Annotated in this window: 18 protein-coding genes; 8 read left to right on the plus strand and 10 right to left on the minus strand. The window is 64.1% G+C overall.

Annotated elements, in window-relative coordinates:
• Positions 1–3 precede the first annotated feature (3 nt).
• On the minus strand, positions 4–546 hold the full coding sequence (locus AC1D1N_RS21300) for a class I SAM-dependent methyltransferase (protein WP_477350822.1): 543 nt from the start codon (positions 544–546) through the stop codon (positions 4–6).
• Between the two features lie 294 nt (positions 547–840).
• Between AC1D1N_RS21300 and AC1D1N_RS21305 the strand changes: the two genes are divergently transcribed.
• Together AC1D1N_RS21305 and AC1D1N_RS21310 are read left to right on the plus strand one after the other, a co-directional pair.
• Positions 841–2,385 (plus strand): bifunctional AfsR/SARP family transcriptional regulator/alpha/beta hydrolase, encoded by a 1,545-nt coding sequence (locus AC1D1N_RS21305; protein ID WP_477350824.1) that lies wholly within the window; start codon positions 841–843, stop codon positions 2,383–2,385.
• 99 nt (positions 2,386–2,484) lie between these two features.
• Positions 2,485–3,222 carry an alpha/beta fold hydrolase gene (locus AC1D1N_RS21310; RefSeq protein WP_477350826.1) on the plus strand — a complete coding sequence of 246 codons (738 nt, stop codon included), beginning with the start codon at positions 2,485–2,487 and terminating at the stop codon, positions 3,220–3,222.
• Here AC1D1N_RS21310 and AC1D1N_RS21315 read toward each other — a convergent pair.
• From AC1D1N_RS21315 to AC1D1N_RS21350, 8 genes are all read right to left on the minus strand, one after another.
• Positions 3,219–3,947 (minus strand): amino acid ABC transporter ATP-binding protein, encoded by a 729-nt coding sequence (locus AC1D1N_RS21315; RefSeq protein ID WP_477350914.1) that lies wholly within the window; start codon positions 3,945–3,947, stop codon positions 3,219–3,221. The two genes, AC1D1N_RS21310 and AC1D1N_RS21315, sit on opposite strands and share 4 nt — an antisense overlap.
• Positions 3,948–4,003: 56 nt before the next feature.
• On the minus strand, positions 4,004–4,678 hold the full coding sequence (locus AC1D1N_RS21320; RefSeq protein WP_436259205.1) for an amino acid ABC transporter permease: 675 nt from the start codon (positions 4,676–4,678) through the stop codon (positions 4,004–4,006).
• Positions 4,675–5,352 carry an amino acid ABC transporter permease gene (locus AC1D1N_RS21325; protein WP_436259206.1) on the minus strand — a complete coding sequence of 226 codons (678 nt, stop codon included), beginning with the start codon at positions 5,350–5,352 and terminating at the stop codon, positions 4,675–4,677. The genes AC1D1N_RS21320 and AC1D1N_RS21325 overlap by 4 nt, the downstream gene beginning before the upstream one ends.
• A 133-nt stretch (positions 5,353–5,485) precedes the next feature.
• Positions 5,486–6,274 (minus strand): ABC transporter substrate-binding protein, encoded by a 789-nt coding sequence (locus AC1D1N_RS21330; RefSeq protein ID WP_477350829.1) that lies wholly within the window; start codon positions 6,272–6,274, stop codon positions 5,486–5,488.
• 105 nt (positions 6,275–6,379) lie between these two features.
• The gene (locus AC1D1N_RS21335) at positions 6,380–7,543 is read right to left on the minus strand and encodes a saccharopine dehydrogenase family protein (RefSeq protein WP_477350830.1); all 1,164 of its coding nucleotides are present in this window, start codon (positions 7,541–7,543) and stop codon (positions 6,380–6,382) included.
• Positions 7,540–8,049 (minus strand): Lrp/AsnC family transcriptional regulator, encoded by a 510-nt coding sequence (locus AC1D1N_RS21340; protein WP_477350832.1) that lies wholly within the window; start codon positions 8,047–8,049, stop codon positions 7,540–7,542. Before AC1D1N_RS21340 ends, AC1D1N_RS21335 begins: the two co-directional genes overlap by 4 nt.
• Before the next feature lie 174 nt (positions 8,050–8,223).
• Positions 8,224–8,955 (minus strand): 3-keto-5-aminohexanoate cleavage protein, encoded by a 732-nt coding sequence (locus AC1D1N_RS21345; protein ID WP_477350834.1) that lies wholly within the window; start codon positions 8,953–8,955, stop codon positions 8,224–8,226.
• Between the two features lie 208 nt (positions 8,956–9,163).
• Positions 9,164–9,637 carry a MarR family winged helix-turn-helix transcriptional regulator gene (locus tag AC1D1N_RS21350; RefSeq protein ID WP_477350836.1) on the minus strand — a complete coding sequence of 158 codons (474 nt, stop codon included), beginning with the start codon at positions 9,635–9,637 and terminating at the stop codon, positions 9,164–9,166.
• A 154-nt stretch (positions 9,638–9,791) separates the two neighbouring features.
• Between AC1D1N_RS21350 and AC1D1N_RS21355 the strand changes: the two genes are divergently transcribed.
• Together AC1D1N_RS21355 and AC1D1N_RS21360 are read left to right on the plus strand one after the other, a co-directional pair.
• Positions 9,792–10,607, plus strand: coding sequence for a p-hydroxycinnamoyl CoA hydratase/lyase (locus tag AC1D1N_RS21355; RefSeq protein ID WP_477350838.1), 816 nt, complete (start codon positions 9,792–9,794; stop codon positions 10,605–10,607).
• 33 nt (positions 10,608–10,640) lie between these two features.
• Positions 10,641–12,143 (plus strand): AMP-binding protein, encoded by a 1,503-nt coding sequence (locus AC1D1N_RS21360; protein WP_477350840.1) that lies wholly within the window; start codon positions 10,641–10,643, stop codon positions 12,141–12,143.
• 43 nt (positions 12,144–12,186) lie between these two features.
• Here the strand turns inward: AC1D1N_RS21360 and AC1D1N_RS21365 are convergent, their stop codons facing one another.
• The gene (locus tag AC1D1N_RS21365; protein WP_477350916.1) at positions 12,187–12,849 is read right to left on the minus strand and encodes a phytochelatin synthase family protein; all 663 of its coding nucleotides are present in this window, start codon (positions 12,847–12,849) and stop codon (positions 12,187–12,189) included.
• Between the two features lie 146 nt (positions 12,850–12,995).
• Here AC1D1N_RS21365 and AC1D1N_RS21370 point away from each other — a divergent pair, with 146 nt between their 5' ends.
• From AC1D1N_RS21370 to AC1D1N_RS21385, 4 genes are all read left to right on the plus strand, one after another.
• Positions 12,996–13,421, plus strand: coding sequence for an OsmC family protein (locus AC1D1N_RS21370; protein WP_477350842.1), 426 nt, complete (start codon positions 12,996–12,998; stop codon positions 13,419–13,421).
• A gap of 13 nt (positions 13,422–13,434) precedes the next feature.
• Positions 13,435–13,959, plus strand: coding sequence for a carboxymuconolactone decarboxylase family protein (locus AC1D1N_RS21375; protein WP_477350844.1), 525 nt, complete (start codon positions 13,435–13,437; stop codon positions 13,957–13,959).
• Positions 13,960–14,073: 114 nt separating this feature from the next.
• The gene (locus AC1D1N_RS21380; protein ID WP_477350846.1) at positions 14,074–14,817 is read left to right on the plus strand and encodes a 2OG-Fe(II) oxygenase; all 744 of its coding nucleotides are present in this window, start codon (positions 14,074–14,076) and stop codon (positions 14,815–14,817) included.
• A 341-nt stretch (positions 14,818–15,158) separates the two neighbouring features.
• Entirely contained in the window at positions 15,159–16,781 is a 1,623-nt protein-coding gene (locus AC1D1N_RS21385; RefSeq protein WP_112560919.1) for an ABC-F family ATP-binding cassette domain-containing protein, read from the plus strand.
• Positions 16,782–16,799 lie beyond the last annotated feature (18 nt).

Consider the following 16,799-nt stretch of genomic DNA (forward strand, 5'->3'; position numbering starts at 1 on the left):
CCGTCAATTTGGCGGTGGGACCGCGACCCCGGCGTGGTGACTTCCCAGATGCCAGAGGGACAGCGGAAATCGTCCGCGCTCATCATGAACGAGCAGAAAGCCCGCCCCGCTGATCAGGCGCAATGGATTGCGATTGAGCTGGCAGCCGCCGGCGATTCCTCCCCACGTCCGGTTCAGGCGCTCCTGCCACCTGCGGCAACGCGGCCCCTCTGCTTGGCCGTGCTCGATGAAGATCAGCCGGCCCGTGGACTTCAAGATGCGCCGAATTTCACTTAGCGCCGCCTCAGGGTCCGGAATGGTGCAGAAAGCGTAGGTGACGACGACGGTGTCGGCAAAGTCATCGGCCAACGGCAGGGTTTCGCCTCTGGCGCGGAGGCATTCGACATCGAAAGGCATGGAACGGCTCTTCGGTCCGGCCAACCCGAGCATCGTGCCGTCGGGATCGACGCCCACCAGCCGCTGCACCTTGGCCGGGTCGTAGTAGGGAAGGTTCAGGCCGGACCCGAAGCCGACCTCCACAACAATGCCCTCTGCCTGCGGGATCATTCGCTTTCGCATGTGCGCGAATGCGTTGGCCGAACAGCCCGCGTGGACGAAGTAAGGAGCAATGCAGCGTGCGTACCAGGAGAGGCAGGATTGGCACATGTCTCAGCCTCCTTGCTCGGTGTTCGAGGCGCGGATGGGGCCGCCGGCCTCGGGCATACGCTGAAAGGTGAGAGTATTGACCAGTGACATTTATCGCTCCAAGGGTGTCTTCAGACGGGCCAAATGGCCCAACGTCGTGGGGATAGGTAGAAGGCCTGCGTCCCCTCAACGTCCCCGCTCGGCGCATACGGATCGATGGAGCGATTGCAGTTCCGACTTCTGGGTTTTCCGGAGTTCCGTCTGAACGGGCGGCGGGTGGAGCTTGCCTTGCGCAAGGCAGCCGCGCTCCTCATCTACCTCGCCGAGGCCGATGGCCCCGTAGCGCGCGAGGTTGCCGCTACACTTTTGTGGCCCGAAACCGACGAGGACGCCGCACGGGCGCGCCTTCGGCGCACGCTGTACAAAATCCGCATCGCGTTCGGCAGCGAGATTATCGCCGCCAGCGGAACATCCCTCAGCCTGCATCCGGCGCTGTCTGTCGAGGTCGACTCCAGGGTTTTCGAGCATGCCTGTGATGTCGGGCCTCTCGACGAGGCCGCTGATATCCACAAGGGCGACTATCTCGCCGGCTTCTCACTGCCGGACTGTCTGGAATTCGAGGAATGGGTCTTCTTCAGGCGCGAGGCCCTGCGCAGCCGGCTGGTGCAGGCGCTGGAGCGGCTTGTCGAAGCGAAGATCGCCGGCGGCGAGCCTCGCAGCGCGGTCGTGCATGCGACGCGCCTTGCGGCACTGGACCCCTCGAGCGAAAGCGCACACCGTCACTTGATCCGCGCCCACCTGGCGGCCGGGGACAGGGCGGCGGCCGAGCGCCAGGCCGAGACCTGTGTTCGGTTGCTGCGGGACGAACTCGGCATAGCGCCAGACTCCGCCACGCTTGCCCTGCTGCGTGAACCAACGCGCGATACTGGCTCGGACGTGCCCAGAACGCGCTATGTCGACGTGGACGGCGTCCATATTGCCTACCAGATCGTCGGCAGCGGCCCGATGGATATCGTGCTTGTTCCGGGGTTCATTTCGCATGTCGAGCGGGTTTGGGAAGACAGAAGCTGCCGCTCCTGGATCACCGCGGTTTCGCGTCTCGGTCGCCTGATCCTTTTCGACCGGCGCGGCATGGGACTTTCCGACCGCGTTGGCGCCCGCCCGACCGTCGAAGCGACGGCGCAGGATATTCTGGCGGTCATGAACGCGGCCGGCAGCCGCAGGGCCTTGCTCATCGGTGCATCGGAGGGTGGGCCGGGTTGTATCCGTTTTGCCGTGAACCATCCTGATCGCCTGATCGGCCTTGTTCTCTGGGGCTCCCTGGCGAAAGGCAGCCGCGCGCCCGACTATCCTTTTGCCCTGACCGTCGCCCAATACGACCTGTGGAAGCAACGCCTGCTCGCCGGCTGGGGTGGTCCGGCGGAAATCCAGACATTCGCCCCGAGCCTGGCCGCGGACCGCCAGGCGCGGAGCTGGTGGGCCGGATTGCTCAGGGCAGCCTCCAGTCCCGGCGCGGTCGCAGGTTTGCTCGAAGCGCTGCATGATACCGACGTCCGCCATCTCCTGGCAAAAGTTTCGGCCAGGACGATGGTTCTGCACCGCTCCGGCGACCGTGCCGTGCGCGTCGAGGCCGGGCGGTTCCTCGCAGCCAAAATCCCGGACGCGCGTTTCATCGAGGTCGCCGGTGACGACCACTGGTTCTGGGTCGGCGATCAGCAGCCGCTGCTCGACAGCATCAGCGCGTTTGCACGAGGCAGCTGATCGCCGCCGGGGACGATCAGGGGACACCCCCTGTGTAGGGCGACGCTCACAACTCCTGATGTCTGTTGTGAAGTTTTGCGCCCTGCAGAAGGAACGACCATGTTCGTTGTATCGGAAGACGGAACCCGCATTGCCTATGAGGTGGTCGGGACGGGAAAGCCGCTCGTGCTGCTGCACGGCTTTACAGCAGATCACACGATTTGGCGTCAAGTGGGCTACGTCGAGCGGTTGGCGGGGCGGCAACTGATACTGATCGATGCTCGCGGTCACGGCGGAAGCGACAAGCCGCATGTGCCCGAAGCGTATGATGCCGGGCGATGCGCGACAGATGTCGCGGCGGTTCTGAATGATATCGGCGCAGTCAACGCCGACATCTGTGGGCATTCCATGGGCGGCACGATTGCCCTGGCGTTTGCCGCCCACTACCCGAACCGGGTGCGCTCGCTTGTCGTCAACGGGGCGCATCCCTTCGGTCAGGATCTGAGTCTGCTCAGGGCGGCCGTGAGCGTCGACATAGAAGCCTGGATCTCGTATCTGCGCGCCGAGAGCTGGCCGTTGACAGACGGGAACGTCAGGCAACTCAGAAGCAATGATCTTGAGGCCCTGCGGGCATGCGTTGCACTGGACCGGTCCGATCGGTCGGCATTGTTTGTCGGCTTTGATCGACCGATCCTTGCGATCAGCGGAGAGGCCGATCCGTTGTGTCCGAAGGTCCGTGATTTTTCAGCCCTTGCCGGCGCCGACTATTTCGAACTCGTCGGATGCAATCATTTCCAGGCGTTCTTGGCGGTCGACCCGATATGCGCGCGCATGGAAGAGTTTTTGGCTCTACCCTAGTGCCTGAGAATCTTGCTCAGAAAAGCCCGGCTGCGGTCCGTCTTCGGGGCAGAGAAAAACTCCTCTGGCGTGCCGCTTTCGACGATGGCGCCGGCGTCCATGAAGACGACGCGCTGAGCAACCTTGCGGGCGAAGCCCATTTCGTGCGTCACCACCATCATGGTCATGCCTTCTTCAGCCACCGCGACCATGACGTCGAGCACTTCGGAAATCATCTCGGGGTCGAGTGCGGAAGTCGGCTCGTCGAACAACATGATCTTCGGCCGCATGCCGAGGCAGCGCGCGATCGCCACGCGCTGCTGCTGGCCGCCGGAGAGCTGTGAGGGATAGGCATCGACCTTGTCGGCGAGGCCGACCTTGGCCAGCAAGTCGCGACCGGCCTGCTCGGCCTCGCCGCGCGGGATCTTGCGGACATGGATCGGCGCCAGCGTGACGTTTTCCAGTGCGGTCTTGTGCGGGTAGAGATTGAACGACTGGAAGACGAAGCCGATCTCGGTGCGCAGCAGCGTCATGTTGGTGGCGGGGTCCCCGAGGCGCTGGCCGTCGACGATGAGGTCGCCGTCCTTGATCGCCTCCAGCCCGTTGATGCAGCGGATCAGCGTGCTCTTGCCCGAGCCGCTGGGGCCGCAGACGACGACGACCTCGCGCGGCTCGACGCTGAGTGTGATGTCCTTCAGCACGTTGAGCGCGCCGAACCATTTGTTGACGCCGCGAAAGTCGATCATGCCGGTTTTGGTCTGGCTTGGCGTGCTCATATTCGTGCGCCCTTTGGGGTTCGATGTCACAGCTGCACCTCGCCATGCGCTTGGCCCATGCGCCGCTCCAGCCGGCGGGCGAGCATGATCAGCGGATAGCAGACGATGAAATAGCCGACGCCGACGAGGAAGAAGACCAGCAGGCCGTTGGGCACACGCTGCACCACCAGCCAGCCGACCCGGGTGAGGTCGGTCAGCCCGATGGCCGAGACGACCGAAGAATCCTTGATCAAGAGCACATACTGCCCGACCAGCGGCGGCAGCACGATGCGCATCGCTTGCGGCAGCACCACCTCGCGCATGCGCTGCCAGCGCGACAGGCCTGACGCCAGCGCTGCCTCGACCTGGCCGGTCGGCACCGAACGGATGCCGGCGGCGACGATTTCGCAGATAAAGCAGGCGGCCAGATTGGTCAGTGCGATGATGCCGGCGGTGAAGGCATCGAGCTCGATACCGAATTCCGGCAGGATGAAGAAGATCAGGAAGATCTGCACCAGGAACGGCGTGCCGCGGATCAGGTCGACCCAGGCGCCGATGACACTCGAGATCAGCCGGTTGCCGCCGGTGCGCAAGATGCCGAGGCCGAAGCCGAGCGCCGTGCCAAGCACCAGGCTGATCAGCGACAGCATCACCGTCATGCCGAGGCCGCGCAAGGCGAGGGGATAGCTACCGGCGAGGCTTTGCAGCTGCTGCCAGATCATGTGCTGCTCCTTGCCGGCTGCAGGCCGAGCCAGCGACTGGACAGCCCCGCCAATCCTTTGAGGCAATAGTAGAGCAGCAGATAAAAAGCGGCGATGGTGAGAAAACCTTCCGCCGGCATGAAGCGGTCGGACGCCAGCAATTGGCCGGCGCGCGTCAGTTCGGAAACCGAGATCAACGACAACAGCGCCGAATCCTTGACCAGCACGATCGCCTGGCCGAGCAGCGGCGGGATCGTCACCTTGAACGCTTGCGGCAGGATGACGAGGCGCATGCGCTGGACATAGGTCATCCCCGAGGCGACGCCGGCTTCTACCTGGCCGCGCGGGATCGACAGGATGCCGGCGCGAATGATTTCCGCGACATAGGCACCGCTGTTCAGCGACAAAGCGATGATGCCGACGACAAGCTCGGGCAGCACGAAGCCGAGACGCGGCAGGCCGAAATAGAGGAAGTAGAGCTGCGCCAGCAAGGGCGTGGCGCGCACCGCGTCGATATAGGCCTTGGCCGGCAGGCGAAACAGCTGGCTGCGCTGCAGGTTCATGGCGGCGAGCACGACGCCGACCGCCAGCGCGCCGGCAAAGGACAGCGCCGACAGCCAGACGGTCGTGATCAAACCCTGCCCAAACAAAGGCAGATATTCGACGATGGTGCGGAAGCTGAAATTTTCGAGCATGGGCGCACGGTGGTGAAGAGGGGAAGGGAATAGCGAGTAGCGAGTAGCGAGTTGCGAAGTAGGGAGCAGCACAAAGCATGGCCGGAACGGCCATTCCCTATTCGCTACTCCCTATTCGCTACTCGCTAGCTCCTCAGTGATCCTTCTTCCAGGCGTCGGAATTGACCCAGTAGTCGAGGTTCTTCTGCAGGCGGCCGTCGATGGTGACCTGATTGAGGAACAGGTTCATCCAGACCAGCAGGTCCGGCTCATCATAGCGGGTGGCGAAGGCAAGCGGCTCTTTCGATAACAGGTCCGGCATGATGGTGAAGGTGCCGGCGGGATAAGCGGTCGACTGACCCGTGACCGCCGAGACGTCGTTGACGCCGCAATCGGCCTGGCCGTTGTTGACCGCGTCGAGCAGCAACGGACCGCCACCCTTGTAGCTCTTGATGTCGGCATCCGGGAAGGCGTTCTTGGCTTCCTTTTCGCCGGTGGCGCCCAACAGCACGGCGATCTTGGTGCCCTTGGCCTTGCAGTCCTCGGTGGTCTTGAACTTGCTGTCGGCCTTGGTGAAGACGGTGCTGCCCGTATACATGTAGGGCGTGGTGAAGGCGACCTTCATGCCGCGCGCCAGCGTCGGCGTCATGTCGGCGACCAGCAGGTCGGCCTTGCCGGACAGCAGCGCCGGGATCAGCCCGTCCCAGTCATAGTCGAGGAAGGTGACCTTCACGCCCATTTCCTTGGCCATCAGCTCGGCGAGTTCGACCGAACTGCCGGTGCGTTCGCCATTGGCGCCGACCAGCGAGAAGGGCGGTCCTTGCGTCTGCACCGCGACGCGCAGTTCGCCGCGCTTGGTGATGTCGTCGAGCGTTCCGGCACTGGCAGCGGTGGTAAGACCCGCAAGCGCAAGTCCGGCAATGAAAAGTCTGGCAATCTTCATGTGGCATTCCTCCCTGTTTTGGTTGTCAATTTTTGCCCGCGGATCCCCGTGGGCTGTTTTTGAGCGGCAGCGCCGTTTGCCGGCGGCGCCACCGTTCGAAAATCCTCAGTCCCAGGCCACCGTCTCGGCAACCGTGATGCCGCGCCTGGCCAGTTCGTCGAAGAACGGTCCGTCGGGCACATGCTGCAGCGGGTTCAAAAGCCCTGGTGTGGTGATCTCGCGTCGCGCCAGCATCTGCGCCACGATGCTGGCGGGATAGCCGACGCCGAGGCTCATGCCGAACAGGCCGGAGCCGAGGTCGCGCTCAATGATCAGGTCCGACGTCACCGTCTTGCGGCGACCGCCTTCGAGACCGGAAAAGACATTGCGCATCACGCACAGGTCCTTCTCGTCGGCGCCGTACTGCAGTTGCGGGCCGAGCAGCCTGCCTAGAAATTCGCGCGGGCTGGCACTTGTGCCGGGCACCTTGTCTTCGGAAAGGAAGCCGAGTTCCTTCAGCGGCGCCCAGAACGCCGACCAGCCTGGCCAGCGCAGCGTATAGCGGCCCGAGCGTTGCAGCCCCTTCGCGCCGTCGAGCATCTCGACATAGTGCAGTGCGTCGCCATTGGGAAAGGCTTCCAGCCGGCCGAGCCCCGCAACCTCGATCTCGTGGATGAAGCGGTTGTCGTGCTGTCGGCCGGCCGAGACTTCGACGCGCTTGCCGTCCTCGATCATCACGCTGTCGCGGTTCTGGCTGACCAGAACCATGTCGAAATTCCAGCTCACCTTGTAGCAGAGGGGCTTCGCCATCGCCTTCGGTTCTGGGATGCCGCCGCAATAGGAATCGATCGAGGAGATCGTAGAGAATTGCTTTGCGGCGCGGGCGTAAAGCACGAGGTCGATGCCGGGGTCGAGCCCGCATTCGGACATGATCGAAACGCCGGCCTTTTCTGCCTCCGGCGCCAGATCGGCAATCGCCTTGCCGTAATTGGTGGTGACCAGCGGCGTGCGCGTCGCGATCGCCGCCTGCACCGCCTCGCGCATCAGTGGCTGCGGCAGGAGATCGATGACGGCGTCGACATCGGCCAACACAGTGGCGAGTGCCGGACCGATCGCGCCTTCGGGCACCACGAAACGCACGCGAGAAAGGTCGGTCAGGCCGGCAAGCCGGGCAGGGCCATCAGCTGCTGTATCGACGCAGACGATTTCCTCGACGCCGGCGCTGGCGACGAGATCGGCGATGGCCGCGCGGCCTTGCAGGCCAAGGCCGCCGAGAACAGCCATCTTCATGCCGGCTCCTTGCGTGCCGGCGCTTCTTCCGACCAGCAGCCTTCTGGAAGGCTGACCCATTTGTTGCACGAGGCCATGACGACGAAGGTCTCGCTGCGCACCACTTCGCCGGGAATGCCGGCGCCGGGGATCAACTCGCTGGTGATGCGGTAGAGGTCGGCGACATCGCCGGCGACAGTGACGTCGACAATGATGTCGAAGCGCCCGGTGACCACCGAGGCCGAGTTGACGAAAGGCAGTTCCGAGATTCGCTGCGCCAGTTCGCGGGCGCGGCCTCGGCCTTGCGCGTTGATGCCGACAATGGCCGAGATCAACTCCGGGCGCTCGGTCAGATTGAGCAGCCCGACGATTTTCAGCAGGTTGCGGTCAACCAGATTGCGCAGCCTCGAGCGCACCGTCGGCACCGAGATCGCCATCGTCTCGGCGAGCTTGTTGATGCCGGGTTGGGCATCCTGCGACAACAGCTTGACCAGCCGTCGATCGGTTTGATCGAGATGTTCACGCAAAGGCTAGGCTTTCATAAAGGAGAAAAATGAGGGGGAATTTCTTCCAGATATGAAAACAACCTATGAGAAATTTCTAGTAACAGCAAGAGGGGAGTTATCAGTCGCTGTTGCGCCGCTTCGCGAACGTGGCGATCACCTCACGAGGGTAGATCGCCGGCGCACACTCCTCAACCGCTACGCCGATCGGCCGGCTCGGAAGATCGCCACCGCGGCCGCCACGAGTGCAGCATTGCCTGACGCCACGCTGCCGTCCGGCAATTCCTTGCCGTCCTCCAGCCCGACGCGGGTCGACAATTTCCGCGCCGCCGCCTTCTCGACGAACGGCCACACGGTCGCGTTCTCGCCGTGCAACAGGATGGCGCGGCAGATGCCGGCGCGTTCGAGCACCTTTTCGATGCCATAGGCAACGGCAAACGCCTCGTCCAACGTCTGCTCGGAAATCTCGACCAGCACGCGCAGGACGCGTCCGCCATGGTCGAAGCCGACCAGCCGCTCGGCGTCGGCAATCGAAGCCAGGCCCGCCTCGATGCCGATGCCGCGCTGCCGCAGGCTTTCCATGACGAGGGGTGCTGCCGTCTCACTGAGATTGACCGAGGCATAGTCCGGCAATTCGCGCCAGCCGGCGATGGCGACCAGCGTGCTGACATCGTCGTTCTCGATCCAGGCGCCGGTGGAGACGCCGATCAGCGTACCGGGGCAGGCGCGGCGCAGCGCCGCGATCGTCGGATCTATCGCTGCCGGCGAAAGGCTCTCTCGCTTGTCGGCTCCGCGCGCATGGACATGCAGCTCGGCCGCGCCGGCGGCAATCGAAGCCGCACCGTCGCGCGCCATGGCTTCGGCGTCGAGTGGGAGGGCAGGGTGGAAATCGGCGGCGCGGGCGCCATTGATGCAGGCCTGGACGATCATGATTTCGCGCTCCTGTTGCGGATGGCGCGAGCCTAGCAAAGGGCAGGGCGGAGAGGGAACGGGCACGGTGAAGACTGCTGACAGGCGGATGCGACCCGGCCTGAATCAGACTGGCAGGACGCGCCGCTATCGCGTTGTTCGAAAAAGGTCTTCAGCGAGATCGGTGGCGGCATGGCAAATGGCTAGTGACGAACGCTTGCCGAAGAACTTACTCTTCCTCGGTCCAGATCAGGCGCAGCAGGCGCAGCAGCGTTGCCCGTTCCTTTTTCGTCAGCTGCTGCAGGAACCGGTCCTCGTGCCGGCGCACCTGCCGGCGCCATGCCGGCATGGCCGCTTTGGCTGCCTTGGTCAAGGCGAGCACCTGCACGCGCTTGTCCCGCGCATGGTCGTCGCGTTCGACCAGGCCGCGTTCCTCGAGTTCGGCAAGCAGCGGCGCCATGTTTGCGCTCTTCATGCCGAGCAGGCGGCAGAGTTCGGCGGCACGAATGCCGGGCCTTTCGTCGATCAGCGCCAGCATGCCGTAAGTGACCGGCCGCAGCGCCGCGTCGGCAAGTTCGACCGTGAAATCATTGAGCGCCAGGGCCGAAGCACGCCGCAGATTGTAGCCGATCTGCGCGTCGAGCGTGTCTTCCGGCGCTATCCTGGCCTTGCGGGGTTTGCTGCGGATTGTGGCCTCGTCCATGCTGCAAGCGATCACCGCGATCAAGGCCCTTGTCAAGCAGAAAATACTATGCGACATAGCAATTATGAAAGCTATGTAGCATAGCAATCAATGCAAGGCAGGTTTGGAGCGCGGCTCTTCGCTTGCCATGCACGCAAGCAGGAGGAGAATTGCCATGACCGAAGAGACCGTGGCCTTCGACGTCGAGAACGGCATCGCCTGGGTGCGCTTCAACCGACCCGAAAAACGCAACTGCATGAACCCGGCGCTCAACCGGCGCATGATGGAAGTGCTGGATGGGCTGGAATACCGCGACGATGTCGGGGTGCTGGTACTGTCGGGCGAGGGCAGCGCCTGGTCGGCGGGCATGGACCTCAAGGAGTATTTTCGCGAGACCGAGGCCAAGGGGTTAGGCGCCGTCCGCAAAGCTCAAGGCGAAGCCTATGGCTGGTGGCGGCGGTTGCGCTGGTACCGCAAGCCGACCATCGCCATGGTCAATGGCTGGTGCTTTGGCGGCGGCTATGGCCCGCTGTTTGCCTGCGATCTGGCTTTCGCGGCCGACGAGGCGCAGTTTGCGCTCTCCGAGATCAACTGGGGCATCCTGCCCGGCGGCGGCGCCACCAAGGTGGTGGTCGACCTGCTGTCGATGCGCGACGCCATGTACCACGCGCTGACCGGCGAACTGATCGACGGCAGGAAGGCGGCGGCCTGGAAGCTGGTCAATGAAAGCCTGCCATTGGAGAAGCTGAAGGCGCGTGTCGCCGAGGTGGCGAACATTTTGCTGAAGAAAAACCCGGTCGCGCTGAAGGCGACCAAGGACGCCATCCGCCGCGTCGCCGAGATGACCTACGACAACGCCGAGGACTATCTGGTGCGGGCGCAAGAGGCGGCCAACTCCTACGACAATTACGGCCGCAAGGAAGGCATCCGCCAGTTCATTGATGAGAAGAGCTACAAGCCCGGCCTCGGCGCCTACGACAAGGCAAGGTGATCAGCCAACATCCGATCTGGGAGGAGATGCGAGATGCCGGCCTGGACGACGCCCGATCCCGTGGCCCTGCATGCCGCGACGCAGCCAGAGCGTCTCGCTTGCGTCGACCTCGCTTCCGCGCGGCGCTGGACCTACAGCAGGCTCGACGAAGCCATCCAGCGCGCTGTCGCCGTGCTCGAAAGCGGCTACGGCATCGAGCCGGGGCAGCACATCGCCAGCGTCGCCCGCAACAGCGCCGACCTCCTGATCCTGCAACAGGCCGCCATGCGTCTCGGCGCCGTCTTCGTGCCGGTCAACTGGCGCCTCGCTGCGCCTGAGCAGCAGGCTATCCTCGCCGATTGCGATCCCGCACTGCTGCTGCACGATGCCGCGTTTGATACAGCGCCGCCCAAGAGCTGCATGACGGTCGAGATCGCTGCCTTCGTGGCGGCGATGGCAGCGCAGGCGCCGGCAACGCGCCGGCCCTTGCCGCCGGCCGATCAGCCGTCGATCATCCTCTACACCTCCGGTACGTCGGGTCGCCCCAAGGGCGTCATCATCACCGAGGCCAACGCCTTCGCCACCGCGGTCAATTTCGGCGTACTGGGTCGCGTCGGCAATGCAAGCGTCTTCCTGTGCGATGCGCCGATGTTCCATGTCATCGGCCTCATCACCAGCCTGCGTCCACCCTTGCTGCAGGGCGGCACCGTGCTGATCTCGCCCGGCTTCGAGGCCGGTCTCACCAACCGCCGGCTGGCCGATCTCGAACTCGGCGTCACCCACTATTTCTGCGTCCCGCAAATGGCCAAAATGCTGCGCGAAGATAGCGCGTTCGCGCCGGCAAACTGGACCACACTCACCGCCGTCTTCACCGGCGGCGCCCCCAATCCCGCCGCCGACATCCTCTGGTGGCTGGAGCAGGGCGTGCGCATGGTCGACGGCTTCGGCATGACCGAAGCAGGCACCGTGCTCGGCATGCCGCTCGAGGCCGGCCAGATCGCCCGCAAGGCAGGTTCCGCCGGTCTGCCGGGACCTTCGGTTTGCCTGCGCATCGTCGATGATGACGGCAACGACGTCGCCCCGGGCGAGGCCGGTGAGATCTGGCTCAGCGGCCCCAACATCACGCCCGGCTACTGGAACCGGCCGGCCGAGACGGCGCAGGCCTTCACATCCGATGGATGGTTCCGCACCGGCGACATTGCGCGCCGGGACGAAGACGGCTTTGTCACCCTGGTCGACCGCCGCAAAGACATGTTCATCTCCGGCGGCGAAAACGTCTATCCGGCTGAGGTCGAAATGGCGTTGCTCGAACATCCCGACATTGCCGAAGCGGCCGTCATCGGCATCGCCGATGAGCGCTGGGGTGAGGTCGGACGGGCTTTCGTTGTCGCAAAGCCCGGTCGCGCGCCCGACCTTTCGGCGCTGGCCGCCCACTGCGCGGACCGTATCGCCCGCTACAAGGTGCCGAAGGAATTCCTGCTCGCCGACGCGTTGCCGCGCACCGCCTCCGGCAAGATCCAGAAACACATTTTGCGCGGCTGGCCGGCGCCGGGTTGAGGTAGCGAGTGCATCGTGGCTGCGAAACCGCTTAGGGCCCCTGCTACTCGATCAGCAGCAACCCGCGCTTTTTGTCGCCATCGCTGTCGATTGTGTCCATGGCCGAGAACAGGCGTTCACGCTCGATCAGCCAAGGCTTGTAGCGCTCGTTGACGTCGAGAACGAAAACCAAGTCCTCGGCCTCCAGATAGCCGCCGATCGGTGAAAAATGACCACTGCCGGCGCCGAATATCGTCTCTCGGGTAAAGTTGATGATGTAGCGGCGGCCGGGGTCGTTGGCGTGCTTCATGTGCTCGCGGAACTCGTCGGCGCTCAGATTCCGAAGCACGGAGACTTTGCGCCCGGTTTTCGCCTGAGCGACGTCGGCAAGCTCGTCCAGCGTCAGACCGACGATGCAAAAGCCGGTCCAGCACTTTCCGGTTCCCACGAGCACTTCGGCTTCGGTTGTCTCCTCTTCGCCGATCGAGCGGAATGTGTTTGCAACACTTGCCGGACCGCACCGCGAGCTGTTCGTTTGCCAGTCAAGGCTGGCGTTGAAAGTGGCGGCCACTGGCAGCTTCCAGGCGCTGTTGATCAGCGCAGGGGTGCGGATAACCGACGACTGGATGGCGTCCGGCGAGACTGGGGACGGACCGACAATCAAAAATGCGGCACCGCCGAGCAGGCCAACGCCGGCAATCACAGCCAAAATGAAACTGCGCTTCATTGCTGAACCTCGAAGCAGACGATTTTGTTCGTCGGTCGATGTTGCGATGTCGGCCTCGAGACTACCATATACCGGCATTGCGTGGCAGGGCTCGCCGCCAGGGCGGCTGCGCCTTGCATTTTGCCCGGCCCCGAAAGGATAGTTGAATGGCAGAACTCAAGGTCAGGACCCGAGAAACCGGCGCGCTGGCCGTGATGCCGCCGGGCGGCTTGCCGGTCTTGACAACACCGACCGGCGGCAGCGTCGATGTGGTGACCGGGGTCAACGCTCAGGGCTTCAATCCGCTCGACCTGCTCTATGCCTCCGTCGCCGCCTGCATGGTGCTGAGCGCCCGCATCGCCGCCTCGCGCCTCGGCGTCGCTGCCAACCTCGGCGAGGTCCGCGCCGATGTGAGGGGCGAGAAGGCAGAAGGCGATGTCTCCCGCGTCGGCCGGTTCATGATCGTGCTCGACGTCCAGGGCGATCTCGACGAAGCGACGAAAAGGCGGATTGTCGAGGACGCCGAAACGATCTGCACGGTGAGCAACACACTGCGCACGCCGCCCGAGCTTCACACCACGCTTGCCGGGTAACCAGGACCATCCCATGGCACGCATTTCCCCTGTTGAGTACGACACGGCTTCGCTCGAAATCCGCGCCGAGTATGACAGGGAGCTCAGCCTGCGCGGCCGGATGACCAACATGAAGCGCATCCTGCTGCATTCGCCGGTGGCGCATCGCATCTATGCCGAATGGTTCACCTTGCGGGACCTGCTGCGGCCCGCGCTCGACGACCGCGCCATCTGGCTCTTGTCGCTGGCGATCTCGCAAGTCTGCCGTGCCGAGATTCCGGTCACCTTCTTCCGCCGCGCGCTGATCGATGGCGGCCTTGATCCGGAAGCGATCGAGCCGAGCAAGGATGAAGCGCTGCTGATCGCTTTCGGCAAGGCGGTCGCCGCCAACGCCAATGCGGTCCCGGACAACATCTGGACGGCACTCAAGGCCCGCTACGCCGACACGCTGCTGGTCAATCTTGTCGCCTTCGCCGGCATCATGGTGGCGACCTGCGTGTTCACCAACGCGGTGCGGGTCGATCTTGATCCGGAGTTGGAGGGGTATCGCAAGCGGTGAGGCTGCAGATCTCCCTCACGAGGGGGGAGATTGGCAGCTTCGCCCGTCTCCGCAGGAATCGGGTGGTTCGCACCTCTCATCCGCCCCACTTTGATCGTATCAAAGGAGGCATCCATGACCATCCATTCGATAAGCACCAAACGCGCAACCCGTTCGGCCGAAGCGCGCGTCGCCGCGCAGGACTGGGGCGCTCTTGTCTCGGAGCTGAACAGCTACGGTTCAGCTATCATGCCGGCTCTGCTCTCACCCGAGGAATGCGCCGACATCGCCGCGCTCTATCCGCATGAGGAGCATTTCCGCAGCCATGTGGTGATGGCGCGTCACGGCTTCGGCAAGGGCGAGTACCGCTATCTCCGCTACCCGCTGCCGGATCTTATCGGCGGCCTGCGCACCGCGCTCTACCCCAGGCTGGCCGGCGTCGCCAACGACTGGAACGAGCGCATGGGTGTTGCCCAGCGCTATCCCGCCGACCACGCCGCCTTCCTCCAGCTTTGCCACGAAAACGGCCAGACGCGACCGACGCCGCTGCTCCTCCAGTACGGTCCCGGCGACTTCAACTGCCTGCACCAGGACCTCTATGGCGATCTCGCATTTCCCTTGCAGGTGGCGATCCTGCTCTCCCAACCGGGTGAGGATTTCACCGGCGGCGAGTTCGTGCTCACCGAACAGCGCCCGCGCATGCAGAGCCGCGCCGAAGTGGTGCCGCTCAGGCGCGGCGACGCGGTGATCTTCGCCGTGCACAATCGCCCGGTGCACGGCACCAAGGGCCACTACCGCGTCAATCTCAGCCACGGTGTCAGCCGCCTGCGCTCGGGACGGCGGCATACGGTGGGGATCATCTTCCACGACGCGAAGTAACGGTGCGGCGCTGAAGCTGCCAATCTCCCCCCAAGTGGGGGAGATGCCCGGCAGGGCAGAGGGGGGTGCTGTCCCGCCAGCCTCTCTAGCCTCCAAGTGGTTCAAAAGCGTCCGAATGTCAGCCGCCGCTCGATGCGGTTGCAATCAAACGTCGCGTTCCTTCGCGCCCCCCTCTGGCCTGCCGGCCATCTCCCCCACTTGGGGGGAGATCGGCTGTCACCGTCGCCATCGCCAATTTTCACTGTCGACGCTGCGGCGTTTGCGCTCTTCCCTCGTCGCCTTCATTCGGGTAAGCGCTCGGGCAATCCCGCACATCCCCCTTTACCCTCCCGGACCGCCCCATGATCCGTCTTGAAAATATCGGCAAGCAGAACGGCCGCCAGATCGTCTTCATCGAGGCCTCGGCCGCCTTGCAGAAGGGCGAGAAGGTCGGCCTTGTCGGGCCGAACGGCGCCGGCAAGACGACTTTGTTCCGCATGATCACCGGACAGGAGCAGCCCGACGAGGGCCAGGTGCAGGTCGATCGCGGCGTCACCATTGGCTATTTCAGCCAGGATGTCGGCGACATGGCCGGCCATAGCGCGGTCGCCGAAGTGATGAACGGCGCCGGGCCGGTCAGCGATGTGGCGGCCGAAATGGCCGAACTCGAGGCGGCCATGGCCGATCCTGACCAGGCCGACCGGATGGACGAGATCATCGAACAATATGGCGAGGCGCAGCACCGCTTCGAGGAACTCGACGGCTATGCGCTGGACGGCCGCGCCCGGGAAGTGCTCGACGGCCTCGGCTTTTCGCAGGAGATGATGGACGGCGATGTCGGAAAGCTGTCCGGCGGCTGGAAGATGCGCGTGGCGCTCGCCCGCATCCTTCTGATGCGGCCCGACGTGATGCTGCTCGACGAGCCGTCGAACCATCTCGATCTTGAAAGCCTGATCTGGCTGGAGCAGTTTTTGAAAGGCTATGACGGTGCGCTGCTGATGACCTCGCACGATCGCGAGTTCATGAACCGCATCGTCAACAAGGTGGTCGAGATCGACGCCGGTTCGCTCACCGCCTATTCCGGCAATTACGAATTCTACCAGCAGCAGCGGGCGATCGCCGACAAGCAGCAGCAGGCTCAGTTCGAGCGCCAGCAGGCGATGCTGGCCAAGGAGATCGCCTTCATCGAACGCTTCAAGGCGCGGGCGTCACATGCCGCCCAGGTGCAGAGCCGGGTGAAGAAGCTCGACAAGATCGACCGCGTCGAGCCGCCCAAACGCCGCCAGATCGTCAATTTCGACTTCCAGCCGGCGCCGCGCTGCGGCGAAGACGTCGTAACGCTGAAGAACGTCCACAAAGGCTATGGCAGCCGCTCCATCTATGAGGGGCTCGACTTTCAGGTCCGCCGCCGCGAACGCTGGTGCATCATGGGCGTCAACGGCGCCGGCAAGTCGACACTGCTGAAGCTGGTCGCCGGCGCCTCCGACCCCGATGCCGGCACGGTGGCGCGGGGGCCGAGTGTGAAAATGGGCTATTTCGCCCAGCACGCCATGGAGGTGCTGGAAGGCGAGCGCACCGTGTTCCAGACGCTGGAGGACGCGTTTCCGCAGGCCGGACAGGCGCCGCTGCGGGCACTCGCCGGCTGCTTCGGCTTTTCCGGCGACGAGATCGAGAAGAAATGCCGCGTGCTGTCGGGCGGAGAGAAGGCACGGCTGGTGATGGCGCTGATGCTGTTTGATCCGCCTAATCTTCTGGTGCTGGACGAGCCGACCAACCATCTCGACATCGCCACCAAAGAGATGCTGATCACGGCGCTGTCGCAGTATGAAGGCACCATGCTGTTCGTCTCGCACGACCGCCATTTCCTGGCCGCACTCTCCAACCGCGTGCTGGAACTGACGCCGGAAGGCATCCACACCTATGGCGGCGGTTATACCGAATATGTCGAGCGGACCGGCCAGGAAGCGCCGGGGTTGCGGGGGTAATCCCGCCCGGAAGACGGA

It is taken from the genome of Mesorhizobium sp. P2_B5 (assembly GCF_056404775.1).

Excerpts from the sequence above, each read along its gene's own strand:
- AC1D1N_RS21380 (WP_477350846.1), top strand. The coding sequence starts at position 14,074 with ATGACCATCCATTCGATAAGCACCAAACGCGCAACCCGTTCGGCCGAA.
- AC1D1N_RS21345 (WP_477350834.1), bottom strand. The coding sequence starts at position 8,955 with ATGATCGTCCAGGCCTGCATCAATGGCGCCCGCGCCGCCGATTTCCAC.
- AC1D1N_RS21385 (WP_112560919.1), top strand. The coding sequence starts at position 15,159 with ATGATCCGTCTTGAAAATATCGGCAAGCAGAACGGCCGCCAGATCGTC.
- AC1D1N_RS21315 (WP_477350914.1), bottom strand. The coding sequence starts at position 3,947 with ATGATCGACTTTCGCGGCGTCAACAAATGGTTCGGCGCGCTCAACGTG.
- AC1D1N_RS21355 (WP_477350838.1), top strand. The coding sequence starts at position 9,792 with ATGACCGAAGAGACCGTGGCCTTCGACGTCGAGAACGGCATCGCCTGG.
- AC1D1N_RS21330 (WP_477350829.1), bottom strand. The coding sequence starts at position 6,274 with ATGAAGATTGCCAGACTTTTCATTGCCGGACTTGCGCTTGCGGGTCTT.
- AC1D1N_RS21335 (WP_477350830.1), bottom strand. The coding sequence starts at position 7,543 with ATGAAGATGGCTGTTCTCGGCGGCCTTGGCCTGCAAGGCCGCGCGGCC.
- AC1D1N_RS21305 (WP_477350824.1), top strand. The coding sequence starts at position 841 with ATGGAGCGATTGCAGTTCCGACTTCTGGGTTTTCCGGAGTTCCGTCTG.
- AC1D1N_RS21360 (WP_477350840.1), top strand. The coding sequence starts at position 10,641 with ATGCCGGCCTGGACGACGCCCGATCCCGTGGCCCTGCATGCCGCGACG.
- AC1D1N_RS21300 (WP_477350822.1), bottom strand. The coding sequence starts at position 546 with ATGATCCCGCAGGCAGAGGGCATTGTTGTGGAGGTCGGCTTCGGGTCC.
- AC1D1N_RS21320 (WP_436259205.1), bottom strand. The coding sequence starts at position 4,678 with ATGATCTGGCAGCAGCTGCAAAGCCTCGCCGGTAGCTATCCCCTCGCC.
- AC1D1N_RS21375 (WP_477350844.1), top strand. The coding sequence starts at position 13,435 with ATGGCACGCATTTCCCCTGTTGAGTACGACACGGCTTCGCTCGAAATC.
- AC1D1N_RS21370 (WP_477350842.1), top strand. The coding sequence starts at position 12,996 with ATGGCAGAACTCAAGGTCAGGACCCGAGAAACCGGCGCGCTGGCCGTG.
- AC1D1N_RS21365 (WP_477350916.1), bottom strand. The coding sequence starts at position 12,849 with ATGAAGCGCAGTTTCATTTTGGCTGTGATTGCCGGCGTTGGCCTGCTC.
- AC1D1N_RS21310 (WP_477350826.1), top strand. The coding sequence starts at position 2,485 with ATGTTCGTTGTATCGGAAGACGGAACCCGCATTGCCTATGAGGTGGTC.
- AC1D1N_RS21350 (WP_477350836.1), bottom strand. The coding sequence starts at position 9,637 with ATGGACGAGGCCACAATCCGCAGCAAACCCCGCAAGGCCAGGATAGCG.
- AC1D1N_RS21325 (WP_436259206.1), bottom strand. The coding sequence starts at position 5,352 with ATGCTCGAAAATTTCAGCTTCCGCACCATCGTCGAATATCTGCCTTTG.